The 17,801-nt window shown below is 67.2% G+C and carries 12 protein-coding genes; 3 read left to right on the top strand and 9 right to left on the bottom strand.

What is annotated here, in order from left to right:
* Positions 1–357: 357 nt before the first annotated feature.
* Positions 358–3,921 carry a DNA polymerase III subunit alpha gene (dnaE, locus tag FSYMDG_RS16595; protein WP_013874550.1) on the top strand — a complete coding sequence of 1,188 codons (3,564 nt, stop codon included), beginning with the start codon at positions 358–360 and terminating at the stop codon, positions 3,919–3,921.
* A 158-nt stretch (positions 3,922–4,079) separates the two neighbouring features.
* Here the strand turns inward: dnaE and FSYMDG_RS16590 are convergent, their stop codons facing one another.
* From FSYMDG_RS16590 to FSYMDG_RS26360, 4 genes are all read right to left on the bottom strand, one after another.
* Positions 4,080–4,451, bottom strand: coding sequence for a zf-TFIIB domain-containing protein (locus FSYMDG_RS16590; RefSeq protein WP_193353073.1), 372 nt, complete (start codon positions 4,449–4,451; stop codon positions 4,080–4,082).
* 308 nt (positions 4,452–4,759) lie between these two features.
* Positions 4,760–5,803, bottom strand: a complete 1,044-nt coding sequence (locus FSYMDG_RS16585; protein WP_013874547.1) for an ABC transporter permease — start codon at positions 5,801–5,803, stop codon at positions 4,760–4,762.
* Positions 5,800–7,437, bottom strand: coding sequence for a sugar ABC transporter ATP-binding protein (locus tag FSYMDG_RS16580; protein WP_013874546.1), 1,638 nt, complete (start codon positions 7,435–7,437; stop codon positions 5,800–5,802). Before FSYMDG_RS16580 ends, FSYMDG_RS16585 begins: the two co-directional genes overlap by 4 nt.
* Before the next feature lie 96 nt (positions 7,438–7,533).
* Positions 7,534–8,706, bottom strand: a complete 1,173-nt coding sequence (locus FSYMDG_RS26360) for a sugar ABC transporter substrate-binding protein (protein WP_131792714.1) — start codon at positions 8,704–8,706, stop codon at positions 7,534–7,536.
* An 800-nt stretch (positions 8,707–9,506) separates the two neighbouring features.
* Here FSYMDG_RS26360 and FSYMDG_RS16570 point away from each other — a divergent pair.
* A complete protein-coding gene (locus FSYMDG_RS16570) occupies positions 9,507–11,441 on the top strand; it encodes a helix-turn-helix domain-containing protein (RefSeq protein ID WP_202797634.1) in 1,935 nt (644 codons plus the stop codon).
* On the opposite strand, the gene FSYMDG_RS16565 is transcribed toward FSYMDG_RS16570, so the two are convergent.
* Genes FSYMDG_RS16565 through FSYMDG_RS28685 form a run of 3 tightly spaced genes read right to left on the bottom strand, consistent with a single transcriptional unit; the run spans position 11,354 to position 13,618 of the window.
* Complete coding sequence (locus FSYMDG_RS16565; RefSeq protein WP_050803568.1) at positions 11,354–12,520, bottom strand: CaiB/BaiF CoA transferase family protein; 1,167 nt, start codon at positions 12,518–12,520, stop codon at positions 11,354–11,356. The two genes, FSYMDG_RS16570 and FSYMDG_RS16565, sit on opposite strands and share 88 nt — an antisense overlap.
* Positions 12,477–13,163 (bottom strand): IS630 family transposase, encoded by a 687-nt coding sequence (locus FSYMDG_RS28690; RefSeq protein WP_237702726.1) that lies wholly within the window; start codon positions 13,161–13,163, stop codon positions 12,477–12,479. The genes FSYMDG_RS16565 and FSYMDG_RS28690 overlap by 44 nt, the downstream gene beginning before the upstream one ends.
* On the bottom strand, positions 13,148–13,618 hold the full coding sequence (locus tag FSYMDG_RS28685; RefSeq protein WP_043602714.1) for a helix-turn-helix domain-containing protein: 471 nt from the start codon (positions 13,616–13,618) through the stop codon (positions 13,148–13,150). The genes FSYMDG_RS28690 and FSYMDG_RS28685 overlap by 16 nt, the downstream gene beginning before the upstream one ends.
* A 351-nt stretch (positions 13,619–13,969) precedes the next feature.
* Between FSYMDG_RS28685 and FSYMDG_RS16550 the strand changes: the two genes are divergently transcribed.
* Positions 13,970–15,130 (top strand): acyl-CoA dehydrogenase family protein, encoded by a 1,161-nt coding sequence (locus FSYMDG_RS16550; protein WP_013874543.1) that lies wholly within the window; start codon positions 13,970–13,972, stop codon positions 15,128–15,130.
* A 133-nt stretch (positions 15,131–15,263) separates the two neighbouring features.
* On the opposite strand, the gene FSYMDG_RS16545 is transcribed toward FSYMDG_RS16550, so the two are convergent.
* Together FSYMDG_RS16545 and FSYMDG_RS16540 are read right to left on the bottom strand one after the other, a co-directional pair.
* A complete protein-coding gene (locus FSYMDG_RS16545; protein WP_013874542.1) occupies positions 15,264–16,892 on the bottom strand; it encodes a flavin-containing monooxygenase in 1,629 nt (542 codons plus the stop codon).
* 23 nt (positions 16,893–16,915) lie between these two features.
* Complete coding sequence (locus FSYMDG_RS16540) at positions 16,916–17,491, bottom strand: cupin domain-containing protein (RefSeq protein WP_013874541.1); 576 nt, start codon at positions 17,489–17,491, stop codon at positions 16,916–16,918.
* Between the last annotated feature and the right edge of the window lie 310 nt (positions 17,492–17,801).

Here is a 17,801-nt window from a genome sequence, read left to right as displayed (position 1 = left end):
CGGCGCACCCACGATCACGGGGTCGGGCTCCGGGCCCGGCCGGCTGGGCGGCCGTACGGTCCTTCCGCTGTCGACGGCCTGGCCGTCCGGAGCGCACACGGATGCTCGTAGCTGCCCGTGATTGGCCGAGAACGGTGTGGCTGGTTTCCAGCGCCAATTCTTCGATCTTCCGGCGTCTGGTGGGCGGGTCATGGCAATACGTAGGATCAGCGTTCTGATTTGCGATTGTTGATCGAATTGTGATAATGAGAGCGGCTGTCCGACGCGCCTGCTCGACGTGCGACACGGGGAGGCCTCGGGCGGAGGCGCCCAGGCGTTAAGGTCTTCGTCGAGGCCGTATGGTGCGAAAGGGGACCAATGTCCAAGGGTGATTCCTTCGTCCACCTGCACGTGCACACCGAGTACTCGATGTTGGACGGTGCGGCGAAGGTCGGCCTGCTGTTCGCCGAAGCGGCCCGCCTGGGCATGCCCGCGGTGGGGATGACCGACCACGGCAACATGTTCGGTTCCTACGAGTTCCACCAGGCCGCGAAGAAGGCCGGCGTCAAACCGATCATCGGTATAGAAGCCTATGTCGCGCCGGAGGCCCGGCACCACAAGAAACCCGTCTTCTGGGGTGACGGCGGGCAGCGCGACGCCGATCCGGACGGCGAGGGCGGCGACGTCTCCGGGGGTGGTGCCTACACCCACATGACAATGCTGGCGGCCAACTCGAAGGGGCTGCGCAATCTTTTCCGGCTGAGCAGCATCGCCTCGCTCGACGGCTATTACCGCAAACCCCGGATGGACCAGGAGCTGATCGCCGAGCATGCCGAGGGCATCATCGCCACGACCGGCTGTCCGTCCGGCGTGGTGCAGACCCGGCTGCGGCTGAACCAGTTCGACAGGGCGGTGGAGGCCGCGGCCACCTACCGGGACATCTTCGGCCCGGAGAACTATTTCCTGGAACTGATGGACCATGGGCTCGCGATCGAGCGGAAGGTCCGCGACGGGCTGCTCGACATCGCCCGCCGGCTCGATCTGCGGCCGTTGGCCACGAACGACAGCCACTATGTCACCAAGGACCAGGCCGACTCGCACAGCGCGTTGTTGTGCGTCGGCACCGGGAAGCGGCTCGACGACCCGAAGCGGTTCAGGTTCGACGGCGACGGCTACTACCTGAAAAGCCCCGAGGAAATGCGCGACATGTGGGACGGGCAGGTTCCCGGCGCGTGCGACAGCTCACTGCTGATCGCCGAACGGGTCCAGCCGTACGACGACGTCTTCGCGTATGTCGACCGGATGCCGCGGTTCCCCGTCCCGGAGGGGGAGGACCAGCTTTCGTGGCTGCGTAAGGAGGTGGCCCGCGGCGTCGAGCACCGGTTCGGCGCGAATCCACCACAGGAGGTTCTCGACCGGGTCGAGTACGAGATCGGCGTCATCGCCAACATGGGCTTCCCGGCCTACTTCCTCGTTGTCGCCGACATCTGCCGGTACGCCCGGGAGAAGGGCATCCGGGTCGGCCCGGGGCGTGGTTCGGCGACCGGGTCGATGGTCTCCTATGTCCTCGGTGTCACCGAACTCGACCCGATCGAGCACCGGCTGATCTTCGAGCGGTTCCTCAACCCCGAACGCATCACCCCGCCGGACATCGACCTCGACTTCGACGAACGTCGCCGCGGTGACATGATCCGTTATGTCACCGAGCGGTACGGCGAGGACCGGGTGTGCCAGATCCTCACCTTCGGCACGATCAAGGCGAAGGCTGCGATCAAGGACTCCTGTCGGGTACTGGGCTACCCGTACGCCCTCGGCGACAAAATCACCAAGGCGATGCCCCCGGACGTGTTCGGCAAGGGCATTCCGCTGTCCGGCATTCTCGACCCCGCGCACGAGCGGTACAGCGAGGCCGCCGAGGTGCGCGGCCTCTACGAGAGCGACCAGGACGTCCGTAAAATCGTTGACACCGCGCGTGGGCTGGAGGGCCTCACCCGCGGCACGGGGGTGCACGCGGCCGGGGTGATCCTCTGCTCCGAACCGCTGCTGGACGTCCTGCCGATCCACCGGCGGGACGCCGACGGCGCCATCATCACGGGTTTCCCGTTCCCGCAGTGCGAGGACATGGGCCTGCTGAAGATGGACTTCCTCGGCCTGCGGAACCTCACCGTCATCGACGACGCGATCATCAACGTACGGAAGAACCGCGGCATCGACATCGACCTGCAGAAGCTCCCACTGGCGGACACCCCGACCTTCCAACTGATGGCCCGCGGGGACACCCTCGGCGTCTTCCAGCTCGACGGCGGCCCCATGCGCAGCCTGCTGCGGCTGATGGCCCCGACGAAGTTCGAGGACATCGCCGCCGTTCTCGCGCTGTACCGGCCGGGGCCGATGGCGGCCAACTCCCACATCGAGTACGCCGACCGCAAGAACGGCCGCAAGCCCGTCACCCCGATCCACACCGAGCTGAAGGATCGACTGGAGGACATTCTCGGCGAGACCTACCACCTGGTGGTCTACCAGGAGCAGGTCATGACCATCGCGCGGGAGCTCGCCGGCTACACCCTGGGCAGGGCCGACCTGCTGCGCCGCGCCATGGGCAAGAAGAAGAAGGAGGTCCTGGACGCCAACCACGCGGAGTTCATGGCCGGCATGGCGGAGAACAGCTATTCCACCGAGGCCGCCCAGGCGTTGTGGGACGTGCTGGTCCCCTTCTCCGGATACGGGTTCAACAAGTCCCACACGGCCGGTTATGGCGTCGTCTCGTTCTGGACCGCCTATCTGAAGGCGAACTTCCCGGCCGAGTACATGGCAGCGCTGCTGACCTCGGTCGGGGACGACAAGGACAAGATGGCGGTATATCTCGCCGAATGCCGCAAGATGGGCATCCGGGTGCTGCCGCCCGACGTGAACGAGTCGACGCTCTACTTCACCCCGGTCGACGACGACATCCGTTTCGGTCTCGGCGCGATCCGTAACGTGGGAGCGAACGTCGTCGCCTCGATCGCCGCCTCCCGGGAACGGAAGGGCGACTACGCGTCGTTCCCGGACTTCCTGGAGAAGGTCGAGATCGCGGTCTGCAACAAGCGCGTCGTCGACTCCCTGATCAAAGCGGGTGCGTTCGACTCCCTCGGGCACAACCGCCGCGCCCTGTCGCAGGTCCACGAATCCGCGATCGACGCCGTCATCGGCACGAAACGCAACGAGGCGTTCGGCCAGTTCGACCTTTTCGGCGGCGGTGGTGATGACGAGCCGGACGAGTCGATGAAAATCGGCCTCGGGCTGGATCTCAGCGCCACCGAGTGGCCGCGCTCGGAACTTCTCGCGCAGGAACGCGAAATGCTCGGCCTGTACGTCTCCAGCCATCCGCTGGAAGGCACCCAGCGGATTCTGGACCGTAACCGGGACACCCGGATCATCGACCTTCTCGACAGCGGCCGCAGCGAGGGCGAGGTACAGATCGCCGGTGTGATCGCGAAAATCGACCGGCGGGTCAACAAGAACAACGGCAACCTCTGGGCCATCGTCACCGTCGAGGACCTGGACGCGTCGGTCGAGGTTCTTTTCTTCCCGAAGAGCTACGAGGTGTATTCCGAACAGCTTATACCCGACGCGGTGGTCTCCGTCCGCGGACGTATCAACGAACGCGACGGCTCCATCAGCATCTTCGCCCACGATCTGACCACTCTCGACGTGAGCGTGAATCCGGACGCCGGACCGCCGGTGCTGATTTCCCTGCCCACGCACAAGGTGACCCCGAGCCTCGTCGACGAGCTGCGCCTGATCCTGTCCACCCATCCCGGGAACACCCCGGTGCACATCCGGCTGGAAAGCCCCCGCCGCAGCAATCTCCTGCTGCGTCTGGGGCCGGAGGTCGACGCGTCCTCCGCGTTCTGGGGTGACCTGAAAAGCCTGCTCGGCACGAAGGCCGTCGCCTCCTGACCAACCCGGCCGTCCGCTCCCTCGATGTTGTCTCCCGTGATCGGACGTCGCCACGTGAAAGGGCCCCGGTGCCGCGACCGGATATTCGGTGCGGCCCGGGGCCCCGTCACGTGACGACATGGGATACGGCCGTTGGGAAACAGCCCCTGCGGATCCGGTCAGGAGGAGAAGAACAGCTTGGCGAAGCCGTGGTGGCCGTGACCGCTATGGCCGTGATGGCCGTGATGGCCGTGCCCGCCGTGGTGACCCCCGTGCGGTGCGCCCCATGCGGGCTGCGTGTACTGCGCGGGCTGTGCGTACTGCGGCGGTGGCGGCGGGGGTGGCGGGGGCTGGTTGAACTGCGCCTCGAGCCGGCTGATGGCTTCCAGTTCCCCGTAGTCAAGGAAGATTCCCCGGCAGTTGTCGCACTGCTCGATCTGCACGCCGCTGCGGTTGTAGGTCCGCATCACCCCGCGGCACTTGGGACACTGCAGTGTGTAGCTCACGACGAAACTCACCCATCTCGCACTCGCTCGCCTGGTGCGGCCCATTAGATCATTCGATTCGCCAGTAGCGTACCGGGTGTCCCGGATGTGACCAGGGGACGTCACACCGGCCTGTCGGTCGCGGCTCGGACCGTCGGCGCGGCTGGGCCGTACCCCCACTGACGGTCCTGATCCGGCCGAAGCCCTCTCCGCGAGAAGTGAGAGTCGTCGGCCGGTGTTCGGCGCGGCAGCAGGTTACGTGATCGCGCCTGATTCGCGAAGCGCGGCCAGTTCGACTTCGTCGTAGTCCGGTTGCCGCGGGATCTCCGGCCCGTCGGGGGTGTCCTCTTGGCCAGGACCGAACGGTGCGGGGGTCACGCGCCTCGCCGCCTGCGTCTGAATGCCGCTGACGCGCCGACCGCGAGGATCAGCGCGCCGCCGTCGGCAACACCGCTGACCCACGTTGCGGCACCGCCGAGGGTCAGGCCGCTGACGATCACGGCGACCAGGACCAGACCGAGGATCGTTCCCACGACGTTGAACTGACCGGGCGCCCACGTGGACGCTCCCAGGTAGACGGCGGCAAGAGCTGGGAGAAGGACGCCGATACCGGTCGTGCCGGGGATCGCGCTGCCCTGCTGCGCCAGCAGGAGCACCCCGCCAGCCGCGGCGAGCCCTCCTGACGTCATGTAGCTCGCCAGCACCAGTCGGTCCACCCGCACGCCGACCAGGCGGGCTGCCGGGCTCGACGACCCGACAGCCACGAGCCTGCGACCGAACGGCGTCTGCGCGACGATGTATCCGATCACCAGCGCGATGAGCAGGGCGACGACGGTCAACCACGGGATCTTCCAGAACGTGGCGGTCCCGAAGTCGACCAGCTTCTGCGAGAAGCCGGAGGAGATGCTGAGGTTGTGGCTGTACCAGCTCTGCATCCCGTCGAGCACGGTCGCTGATCCGAGGGTGGCGATGAGCCCGTTGAGCCCGAACCGTGTGACGAGCAGCCCGTTGACGGCTCCGATCAGCAGACCCGTGACCAGAACCACCAGTACGGCCTCGAGCAGGTTCCATCCGTTGCGTGCCATGAGGCCCGCGGTGAGCATCGACGCCAGGCTGGCGGTGGACCCGACTGAGAGATCGAAGTTGTTGCTCAGGAGCGGGACCATCAGCGCCAGCGCAATGATCAGATTCACTGACTGTGAACTACCGATGATCTGCCAGTTGTGTACGGTGGCGAACGTGTCGGGGAACCGCACCGACCAGGCGACGATGATGGCAACGATCAGCACCAGGAGGCCGAACCGCTCGCCGAGGGCGAGCCACCGCGCCCCGCCCGGCCAGTTCGCACGGCGTGGCGGACGCCCTGAGCCAGGGGGCGCGGGACTGTTCGGACGCTGGTCGGTGGCAGTCGCTGTCATGATGTTCGAGGCTCCATGCTGGTCGGTGGGTGGGTGGCGGGTGTCCGTGGGCCGAGGGCGCGCGACGTCGGCGTGCGCGCTCCGGACGGTGCGCCCAGCCCGTGACCGAGTTCGGTACAGCGCCGCACGGTCAGGTCGGCGCCTGACGCCTCGCCCGTGATCCGCCCGCTGTGAACACCGACCACCCGGTCGCACGCGTCGACGAGTTCCTGAGGATCGGAGCTGACGAGAAGCACTGCGGTTCCGGCGGCCGCGACCTGGCGGACGAGCTGGTGAATCGCTGTACGGGCGCCGATGTCGACGCCCTGGGTCGGCTCGTCGAGCAGCAGCAGCCGCGGCGCCAGTTCCAGCCAGCGCGCCAGCACCACCTTCTGCTGGTTTCCGCCGGACATGGTGGCGAAGTACGCTTCGGGCCCGTCGACCTTGATCTTGTAGCGTTCGATGACGCCCTGGGTGTCGGAACGTTCGGCCGCACGCCGCAGCCAGACCCGGTTCCAGTAGCGCCGCAGACTCGGCGCGCTCAGGTTCGCACGTACGGAAAGCTCGGCGAACGCGGCCTGTCCGGCGCGGTCCTCGGGGACGTAGGCGATGCCACCCCTGATGGCGGCGGGGACGTCGTTGGCTGTCAGCTCGACGCCGTCGAGGGTCGCTCGACCTCCCCGAGCCGGCCTGACCCCGAACAGCGACTGCAGCAACGTCGACCGTCCCGAGCCGAGCAGCCCGGCGATTCCGACGACCTCCCCGGCACGCACCTGAAGGCAGATGTCGTCCAGTGATCCGACCGCGAAGTTCTCAAGCCGCAGACGGACCTCGGCCTGGTGGGTAGCGACAGCATGCCTGCTCGGCGCGATCGGAGCATGCCCCGTGATCAGTTGGACGAGGCTGCTCTCGTCGAGGTCCGCGGCGTCACAGGTCCGGACATGCTGCCCGTCTCTCAGGAAGGTCGCGCTGTCCGACACCGCCAGCAGCTCGGACAGTCGATGCGACACGAAGACGACGGCGTGGCCGCGCCGCGCGTAACCACGCATGGCGTCGAGCACCGCCTGCGCCTCCTCGGCCGGAAGCGACGCGGTGGGCTCGTCGAGGACCAGCGTGCCCCGCCCGGCCTCGGCCTCGTACTGCAACGCGCGGGCGACAGCGATCATCGTCCGCGTGGCGGGCGGAACCTGCGCCATGATTGTCTTTGGCGAGACGTCGATCTCGAACTGCTCCAGCACCTTCTGGACGCGCCGGTGCAGCGCCCGCCACGAGACCGGAGCCAGGCTCCTCGCGCCGAAGGTCGAGCTGACGGCGAAGTTCTCGGCCACCGTCATCGACGGGAACGTGCCCACCGCCTGATGGACGAAGTAGAGCCCGTTCGAACCGGCCCACCCCGGGTTCGTCCGGGTCGCGTCGTGGACGTGGCCGTCAATCTCGATCGTGCCGCTGTCAGCCTGGTGCACCCCGGCCAGGATCTTGATGAGCGTCGACTTGCCCGATCCGTTTCCGCCGCACAGCGCGTGTACCGAGGCGCGGGGGACCTCGAAACTGACATCGCGTAGCGCGCGGGTGCCACCGAAGGTCTTGGAGACCGCGTTGACGCGGATCGCCGGAGCGGGGGTCCGCGGAGACTGCGCCGCGCCGACGGCGGTCATCTGTCCTCCTGTGTGGTCCGGCTGTGTGGTCCGGTATGGCGATGTCCGTGCCGTCCCACGGATCCCGGGGCGGCACGGGCATCGCGGCGGTTGACGTCAGCCGGTCCAGTTCGCGGTGAACGCGGCCCTGTAGTCGACCGACGGCGTCCAGGACTGACTGTCGGAGGCGGGCAGACCGTGCTCGGCGTCGATGATCTGGAAGCTGGCCCCCTGGTTCGGGATGGTCGTCTCGCCGGCCAGGACCCGGTTCATCGCGTCCGCGCCCTCCCAGCCGAGCCAGTTCGCGGGAACGCCACCGGCGGCGGTGACCACCTTCTTGCGAATCAGGGCCACGGTCGACGGGTAGCCCTCGCCGGTCACCACGACGAGATCGGAGTTCTGGCGTGCGGTGATGACCTGGGAGATCTCGGCCATGGTGGTGTCGTCGGGAGCGTCCACGACGTTCGCCTCAGGATGCTTCTGCAACGCCGTGGCCACCTTCTGCGCCGTCGTCGCCGGGTTGCCAAGGTCCTGACCGGTGATATCGACCGTGTCGACGATCTGGCATCCGCCGCACCTGGCCAGTTCTTCTCGATATCCGGCCTCCTCGTACTGGGTGACGACGAAGTCCGGGTGCGTGATCAGTAGGACCTTCGCCCTGCCTCCGGTGGCGGCGATCGCATAGTCGGCCTTCAACGTGCCCCACCTGGTACCGAACTGGGCAGGGGTGCCACTGGAATTGATGGTCGCCGAGTACAGCGACGCGCCGCCGCCTGCTTTGGGGTCGTCGCAGTCATAGGCCCACACGGCCACTGTCGGAATACGGGCGTTCTTTGCCGCCTGGAGCCCGGCCCTGGCCGGTGGGCAGTCGATCGCGATGGTGATGATGCCGTCCGCGTGTGCCGCGACCGCCTGGTTGATGGCGGCCGTATAGCCCGCGGGACTGGCCTTGCCGTCTGCCGTCGTGACTTTCCAGTCCAGCACCCTGCCTGCCTCCTGGATGGCCGCGGCGGGTTCGGAACAGCCGAACAGCGCCGAAGAACACGGAATCACCCAGATGTTCTTTCCCTTCTGGGCGCTGGGACCGCCCTTGGCGGGTGCGCTGTAGAGGCCTTTGTAGGCCGCGTCGACCGCTTCCCGCGCCGTGGCGGTGTAGCCGTCCCCGGAGGCCGACGCGGCGCCGCCGCCCGTGGCGTCGGGTAAGTCCGGTCCGGAGGAGGAACACCCGGCCGCGGCCACAAGCGCCACCGCGGTCACGGCGGCGAGCATGCCGGATGTCGAACGCCTCACTGCCCTCAGATGGATCATTGTTCTCCCTGTCGGTGGTGTCTGGATCGGGATGGGAGGCAGAGCCGGAGGCCGTGGCCTGCCCCGACCGGGGAGATCAGGGTCTGGGCCTCGGCGGGCGGGGGCGTTGATGACCGAGCCTGCCAGCAGCATTGCGGCGTTACCCACGGGGTCGGCCAGCCACGGGCCGCGCGTAGCGTCGTTGGCCAGGACGGCTGTTCGGGTGGGAGGGGTGGTGTCCTCTCTCTCGTCGTTCGTGCCCGCCGGAGGGCTTCCGCCGCGGGAGCCTTCCGGCGAAGCAGGTGGACGCGCCCGTCGCGTCGGTACTCCCTGGAATTCGCGGAAGCTGGAACTGTGCTCCGGCTCACAACCTGGCTGAGCGAGGGCGAACGCTAGCGGCGGATCCCCAGGTGCGCAGCCACGCCGCACCTGGCCTTTTGGACCCCGCTCCAAAACCCGCTCCGGCGGGACCACGGGCGACGGTTGAGCACTGACCCCCTGCCGACGGCGGAAACGGACCCCGGTTGACGGTGGGGGTGCTGAGAGTGCAGGACTGGGCGGAGATCCGTCAGCTGACTCGTTGGCCGCCGCGGGCGAACAACCGGCGTCACCGGCAGCGCCACCGCCGGTCGAGGGGGGCCGGACCCGGGCGCCGTTGACAGGGACCGTTGCTGGCTGTTTGCTGCCATGGAAGGCATCCGCATCCATGGTTCAGGCGACCTGCGGACGGGGGTCTCGGACAGGACATGAACGGGGCTCGTCAGGCCGAATCGGAGCATCGACAGATACCGAACGTGACCGGTATGCGGCAGCCGTCCGAGTGCGCCTCCGAGGTGGGTGGCGAGCACCGGGAACATCGGGAACTTGCCGCGTTCCGGAAACTGGCTGGCGCGCTGGCCGAAGAACGTGACCTTGACACGATCTTCCATCTCATCGTCGACACCCTCAGCGAGCTGACAGGCGCCGACCGGTGCAGTCTGCATCTGCGTGACCGGGAAACCGGTCTGTTGCACGGCAAGGCCGCGCATGCTGCCCGGGACATCGACATACCCGTAAAACAGCTGGTCAGTGGAATGCCCGGGGACAATTTCACCCGGGAAATCCTCGACACCGGCCGGCCCGTGATGCTCACGAACACGCTGGTGGATCCCCGGCCGGTGCACGCCGCGATGCGTCGCTGGCGGGCACGCTCGGTGCTGGGAATCCCCATGAGGCTCCGCGGCGAGGTAATCGGGATTCTGTGTCTCGACACCGAGGACACCACGATGGAGTTCTCACAGTCGGACCAGGAGCTGGCGTTGTCGTTCGCCGAACTCGCGGCCACGGCGATCAACCAGGTTCAACTGACCTCCCAGCTCAGGGACAGCCTCCACGTACAGGCCAGACAGCTGGAGATGCTGCAGCGCGCTCGTCGCATGGAGGGGCAGCTCGCGGATATCGCGCTGAGCGGCTGGGGGGTTCGCGAACTGGGGGAGACGGTCGCGCAACTGCTGTCGAAACCCTGCGCCATCTACGACGTGGACTTTCGCTGCCTGTCCTGCGCCGGCGCGGCAGACGATCTGCGCGTGAAACTCCGGTCGTTGGGCAACATGCGGCATCATCCCTCGGTCGAGCCCGTCATGGAGTCGCTCGAGTCCGGACGCCCGCAGTGCATTCCGCCACTGCCGCAGGCCGGCATCAACCATCGGCTCCTGTTGACCTCGATCGAACTCAATGGGCAGCGGCAGGGCTACGTCGTTGTCGTCGAGGCCGCCGGCCGGTTCGGTCAGCTCGATGAAGTCATCGTGCGCAGGGCCGCGCACAACATCGCTCTTGAGCGTTTGCGGAGCAGGTTCGACCAGGACATGGAATGGCATGCGGTCGAGGCCCTCGTGGGAAGCCTGATCCGTGGCGAGCGGGGGCTCGGGGAACGGGCTCGCTCGCTCGGCGTCGATCTCACCGCGCGGCGGGTGGTCTGCCTCGTGGCCGCGCGGGACAGCAGTTCGGCAAACCGCGTCGTGTCACGGCAGGTGGCCCAGATCCTGACCGACCGGGAATCACCGTCAAGCGCGCTGGCGGCCTGGTCCGGCAGCGACATCGCAGTGATCATTGAGGTGCCGAAGGACCACGACCGGCGTGAGGCGATCGAATGGGTGAGGGTTCGGCTGTGTACCGTGCTTGCCGAACTCAGCCCGGAAGGCCAGCTCTGTGCGGCGATCTCGACGGTGGTGGAGGCTCCCGGGGATGACCAGCGAGCCCATCGTGAGGCCCAGCAGGTCCTGAAGTGCATCCGGGAGCATCTCTCGGACGCCGAGCCGGGAGTGCTTGCCGCCGACGATCTCGGCGCGGCACGACTCCTGTTGGCCTCCACCAGCCGCGACGAGGCCCGTCAACTCGTTCTCGACACGTTCGGGCCCCTGCTGCGAGATCGGTCCGTCAAGTCCGTGGAACTGATGTCGACACTGGAGCCGTTCCTGCGGCTGGCCAGAAACGTGCGCGACTGCGCCGACGAACTAGGCGTCCATCCCAACACGGTGCGCTACCGGCTCACCAACATCGAACGCCTCACCGGTCTGCGCGTCACCACTGACGACAGTGACTATCTGACCGCGCAGATGGCGATGGCGATCGTTCGCCTCGGCGGCTGCCCGGCGGTTGCCGCCGGCGTCGGCTACCCGCCCGAGGCGTCGCCGACGAGCCGCGGCAGGTCGATGCCGAGTTCGGCGAGCACGCCGGCCGTGTCGTCGTCACCGGGCTGAGGTTCGGCGATCGGTTCCGACTGCGTGCGACTGAAGCGTGGTGCTGGCGAGGGGAGAACGGCATCGCCCACCCTGGTGAAGACCGCCCGGGTCACGTTGTGTGGATGAGCAGGCGCCTCCGACATCGTGAGAACGGGAGACAGGCATACGCCGGCCTGCTCGGCCCGGGCGCACCACTGCGCCTGGGTGCGTTGCCGGAACACCGTCGCGAGCCGCTCCCGCCACCATGGCCAGTTTGCCCGATCCCATCTGTCGACCGATTCGCCGTGCAGCCCCAGCAACCGCAGGAGGGACTCCCAGAGCCTGTCCTCGACTGCCCCCACCGCGACAAGGCGGCCGTCGGCGGTCTCGTACACGTCGTAGAAAGGTGCCCCCGAGTCATTGAGGTTGCTGCCACGCTGTTCCACCCACCTGCCTTCGTTGCGCATCTCATGGCTCATGGTGCTCAACAGGGCCGCGCCGTCGACCATCGCGGCGTCCACCACCTGTCCCACGCCGGACGATCGTGCCTCCAGCACGGCTGAGACGACGCCGAGGGCCAGAAACATCGCACCGCCACCGTCGGCAAGGAGGTTCATCGGAGGGAAGGGCAGAGTCCCGGCTCGTCCGAGGTGGGCCAGGACTCCCGAGACGGCCAGATAGTTGATGTTGTGCCCGGGCTGCGCCATCAGCGGGCCGGTCTGACCCCAGCCGGTCAACCGCCCGTAGACAAGGCGTGGATTGTGCGGTGCGCAGTCCTCCGGCCCGAGGCCGAGGCGTTCCATCGAACCCGGAAGAAAGCCTTCGATCACGGCATCGGCACGCTTGATGATCTCAAGCGCGGTGGCGCGGCCACCGGCGGACCTGAGATCCAGCCGCACTCGCCTTCGACGGCGGCCCAGCCCGGCGTCGGACAACGGCGTGATGTCGTCAGCCTCGCGGGGACGATCGACAGTGATGATTTCGGCGCCCAGATCCCCCAACAGCATTCCGCAGAACCGAACCGGCCCCCGACCGCCAAGCTCAAGAATCCGGACTCCTCGTAGACTGTCGCCGCTAATGTGTGGGGTATAGGTGGCGGAGTTTGGTGCGGGCGTCATCGGTGGTGAAGTGCCAGTTGACTTGGCGCTGGTTGGCGTTGACGGCTGTCTGCCAGGCGTCGAGTTCGGTGTTCAGGACGTCGAGGGTGTCGATGCGGCGGTCGAGGCATTGGCGGGTCAGGGCGGCGAGTTCGATTTCGGCGATGTTGAGCCAGGAGCCGTGTTTGGGGGTGTGGTGGATCTCGAGTCGTTGCGCGAGTGCGAACGCGACGGCCGGGTCGAAGGCCTCGTAGAGCGAGGAGATGTCGTGGGTGTTGAGGTTGTCCATGACCAGCACGACCCGTTCGGCGTCGGGGTAGTCGAGGGTGAGCAGGCGCCTGACGTGGTGTGCCCAGTCGATCCTGGTGCGCCGTGGGGTGGCCTGGACGCGGCGCCAGCCGGCGAGTGGCTCGACCCAGCAGAAGATCGAGCAGGTTCCGTGGCGCACGTACTCGGAGTCCTCGCGCCGGTCACGCCCTGGCGTGGCGGGGATCGGGTCGCGGGCGTGGGCCAACAGCTGGTAGGGCTTCTCGTCCATGCACACCACGGGCACGCCCGGGTTGTGGGGCCGGGCGTAGACCGCCAGAACGTCTTCCATCCGCGCGGCGAACTGCGCGTTCGCCCTCGGTGGGATGGTCCAGCACTTCCTCAGATGAGGACGCAACCTCGTTTTTTTAAGACCCGGCCGATGGTGGAATGGTCCAGGTCCGGGATGTCGGCGACCAGCGCGACGTGCTTTTCCAACAGCCGCAGCGACCAGCGTGCATAACCAGCCGGTGGCTGCGAGCATGCCAGCGCGATCAGTCTGGCCTCAACCTCGCCGGTCACCGGGGAAGGCACCGGGGGAAGCTCCCGTGCCTTCCGACCGATCGTGGCCCCCACATCCCCACCGGTCTCGGTGAACCGCTTCGCGACCAGCCGCAGCGTCTCACCCGAGACCCCGACCCGGACCACGAGTTCTTCTTGGGAGGCAACCGGGCCGACCGAGGTGTCCAACGCGAGCAGGACCCGCGCCCGCCGGATCATCGACGCCGGATGAACCCCCGTCGAGGTCACCCGAACCAACTCGTCACGATCAGCCTCGGTCAAGGTGACCGGCCACTTCTTCTGCGAACCCACGACACAGTCCTGACCGGCAGAGGGACGGGGAGACCTGCCAGACCCAACCCTCTCACCCAGACACAAGACACACCAGAACTAAGCAGCGACAGTTTACTCGCAACGGTCCCACGGCAGGATCCTCCGGATGGTAGGTGATGAGTGGCAATGCGTAACGCCAGTCGCCGCTCACAGAGCAGACAGCACTGGAAGCTATCGCCGTCGCATCCCGCTCGCTCGATCACCTCCTTCTCGTCGTTTGTTCGCGTGACCAACCGGGCCCGCCCTCGTGGACGGTGGGCCCGGTTATACCTGAAAGGGCCTTCGCACCTGCCTGGCCGCACCATCTGGGACAGCGCTGGGAGGCGCCACATGACAGGGACCTTCGCACCCGTCCGAGAGCACGACGCGGAGTTGGCCGCGTTCACCGAGATGGTCCGGACGTTCGTGGCACGTGAGATCACCCCCCACCACGCCCAGTGGGAGAGCGACGGGATCGTTCCGCGGGAACTGTGGCGTAAGGCCGGCGCGGCCGGGTTGCTGGGTCTCGGGCTTCCGGCCGAGTACGGCGGCGGCGGCGCGAGCTATCGGTTCAACGCGGTTGTCGACGCCGAGCTTTACCACGCCGGCGCCACCGGGCCGGGATTCACGGTCCACAACGACGTCTGCGGACCGTACTTCGCCGAACTGGCCACTCCTGAGCAACTGGGGCGCTGGGTGCCGGGCATGACGTCGGGTGAACTCGTGGCCGCGATCGCGATGACCGAACCCGGAGCGGGCAGCGATCTGCGGGGCGTCCGGACGAGGGCGACACGAACCCCCGGCGGATGGCTGCTGAACGGCGCGAAGACCTTCATCAGCAACGGCATCCATGCGGACCTGGTCATTGTTGTCGCGCAAACCGGGTCGGACGGCGACGCCGGCCTGAGCCTGCTGGTCGTCGAGCGTGGGATGGCTGGCTTCGCGCGCGGCCGCAACCTCGGCAAGGTCGGGCTCCACGCACAGGACACGGCTGAGCTGTCGTTCGACAACGTCGCGGTCCCGGACGCGAACGTGCTCGGGCAGCCGGGCAGGGGGCTGCGCTACCTGATGGCGAACCTGGCGCAGGAGCGGCTCACCATCGCCGTGCAGGCGGTCGCGGCAATGGAGGGCGTCCTGGCGGACACCCTCGACTACGTCAGGACGAGGACCGCCTTCGGCCAGCCGATCGGCCGGTTCCAGCACAGCGCGTTCCTGCTCGCGGAGCTGGCCACCACGGTGAAGGCGGCGCGGGTCTTCGTCGACTGGGGGGTGGAGGAGCACCTGGCCGAAAGCCTCGGTGCCGACACGGCCGCCGTGATAAAGCTGCACACCACCGAGGCCCAGCAGCGTGTAGTGGACAGGTGCCTGCAACTGCACGGGGGCTACGGCTACACCACGGAGTATCGGGTGGGGCGGGCCTGGGCAGACGCCCGCGTACAGACAATCTATGGCGGTACCAGCGAGATGATGAAGGTTATCATCAGCAGGGGGCTCGGGCTGCACAAAACGTGAGAAGCCGATGCCCCCGGATATCCGCAGTTCCCGCGCCGTTCACCATCCGATGCGCAGAACATGAAAAACCGGTGCCCCGCCCGAATCCTCCCCGGGCGGGGCACCGGTTTTACCGGGCGGCTCTACCGGGCGGCTATGCTGGTACGGGCGACCTGCTCAGGGTGAAACCGGGGAAGCCGCCGTCGGCCTCCTTGTCGACGGCGGCACGATAACTGCCCAGGCCGCCGAGGTAGCACAGTGTGCTGGGTTTCTTGCCGGGCACGTTCGCCCCGAGAAACCACGGCCGGTCTCCCATACCCTGCGGCAGGAGAGTGGCGTTCAGGATCGTGTCGCACTGCTCCGACCAGGCCCGGGCGGCTTCCTCGGTGGCCTCTACTCGCTCGGCGCCCTGCTCGATCGCGTGCGCCAGCAGTTTGCCGATCAGCTCGACCTGCGTCTCGATCACCGGTGGATGGCTCGCGAACGGTGCCTGCGGCCCGAGGATCGCGAAAAGATTCGGAAAGCCTGGGGACGCGATGCCCAGCAGGGCCTTCGGGTCCTGTGCCCACTGCTCGGCGATCGTCCGGTCCCCGACCCCGTGCACGTTCATGCTGGCAAGCGGTCCGGTGATCGCGTCGAAACCGGTCGCGTAGATGATCACGTCGAACTCGTACTCCGCGGTCCCCGTCCGCAGGCCCGTCGGGGTGATCTTCTGGATCGGATCGTCACGGACGCTGACCAGCGTCACGTTGGGCTGGTTGTAGGTCTCGTAGTAGAAGTTGCCCAGCGGAGGACGCTTCCCGCCGATCGGGTGCGTCTTCGGGCACAGCAGTTCGGCGGTCGCGGGATCCCTGACGATTGCGCGAATCTTGCGCCGCACGAACTCCGAGGCGGCGTCGTTGACCCGCTGGTCGACGAGCATGTCGTCGAAGGTCTCGAAGATGTAGTGGAAGCCGCCGGCTTCCCAGCCGGCTTCCAGGACGCGTTCGAGCTCGGCGTCGTCGACCTGCGCGCCGAGGCGGTTCGCCGGCTCCATTGGGAAGGCGAACACGTGGTTGAACGTCTTCTCCCAGACGTTCTCGAAGTCACGCCGCAGCGCCTGTTGCTGTTCCGGGCCCAGCGCGTGGTTGCGCCCAGGTAACGCGTAGTTCGGGGTGCGTTGGAACACCGTCAGATGCTCCGCGACCTGCCCGACCGACTGGATCACCTGGATGCCGGTCGCGCCGGTGCCGATGACAGCCACGCGCCTGCCTGCGAAGTCGACCGGCTCCTTCGGCCACTGCGACGTCACGTACGACTCGCCCTCGAAGGAGTCCGCGCCCGGGAACGGAGGCTTGTACGCGATGCCCAGCCAGCCCAGGCCGGTGATGAGCCACCGGCTGGTGATCTGTAAACCGTCCCCGGTGGTCACTGTCCAGCGGTTGGTCGCCTCGTCGAAGTAGGCGCCGTCGACCCGCGTGGAGAAGCGGATGTGCCGGCGCATGTCGTGCTTGTCCGCGACCGCCCGCAGGTATGCCAGGACGTCGGGCTGAGCGGTGTAGCGCTCGCGGAAGTCCCATCGCTGCCACAGCTCACGGTCGAACGAGAAGCAGTACGCCCAGCTCTCGGTGTCGGTGCGGGCACCGGGGTAGCGGTTCCAATACCAGGTGCCTCCGACGTCGTCGCCGGCCTCGAACACCTGCATGCTCAGGCCGAGCTGCCGCAGCAGGTGAATGGTGCGAAGCCCGGCGAAGCCCGCGCCGACGACGACGGCATCGACTTCCGGGAGAGTTTGCGTAGGCATTACGCCATGTCCTTTCTTGGTTTTCAGCGGCCCTGGGCGGGCTGCTGGGCGTCCAGGATCACGTAGGCCAGCGTGGCCGGAATTTTTCCGTGGTTGCGCCACCCGTGCCTGGCGCCGTTCTGAACCACGCACGTGCCCGGGGGGAGGTGAATCTCGGTCCCGTTGTCGAGTTCCACCCAGAGGTCGCCCTCGATGACGATGACGTAGTCGATGCTCCTGGTCTGGTGCATTCCGGGAGCGTCGGGCTCGAACACGCCGAGCAGCCCTGGCACCTTCGCTTCGGCCTCGGCGACCTGGGACTCGAGGGTTGCCGCGTCCGCGCTGGGCTCGTGTGGTTCGGCACCTGGTTCGGCACCGTCCTCCGGCGGGAGGCGAAACAGTCCGAAACGTGTTCCGCCCGGCCCGGGGAAGAAGGCCGCGTTGTCGGGCTTCGGGTCGCTGAGCGGGCTGCTGAGCGGGCCCTCCGTTCCCCACACCTGGAACATCTGGACACCAGGCATGATCGCCAGTTCGACGGGCGGCAGCGGCGCGTCCTCATGGGCGACGGAGGTTCCCGTGCTGTCGACGCCGGTCACGACGCGTCTGATGGAAAGAGTCATGGTGGGTACTGAGCCTTCCCTGTAACGATTGGTTACTTTTTGTAATTGACGGCGGCAGTGTCCGTGGTGGTCGCCAGGCGGTGCGGTGGTGCTCGACATGGAGGATCGTGAGGGCGGCCCGGGCGATCAGGCTGATCCTCCAGAGGCCGGGACCGATGGTGCGCGGGGCGGGGAAGGCGCTCCGGGCCTCCTCCCTTGTCTGTCACGGCAGGTAGCTGTCACAGAAGGTAGTTGATCTTTGTGGGGAAAGGCTCACTGTGATATGGATCGCACTCGAGGGGGAGTCGGTCGGCGCGAGGGATTTGTGCGC

The organism is Candidatus Protofrankia datiscae (assembly GCF_000177615.2).
GTDB lineage: Bacteria > Actinomycetota > Actinomycetes > Frankiales > Frankiaceae > Protofrankia > Protofrankia coriariae.
The sequence above is the reverse complement of the archived record's forward strand: the minus strand, read 5'-3'. Positions and strand labels throughout refer to the sequence as shown.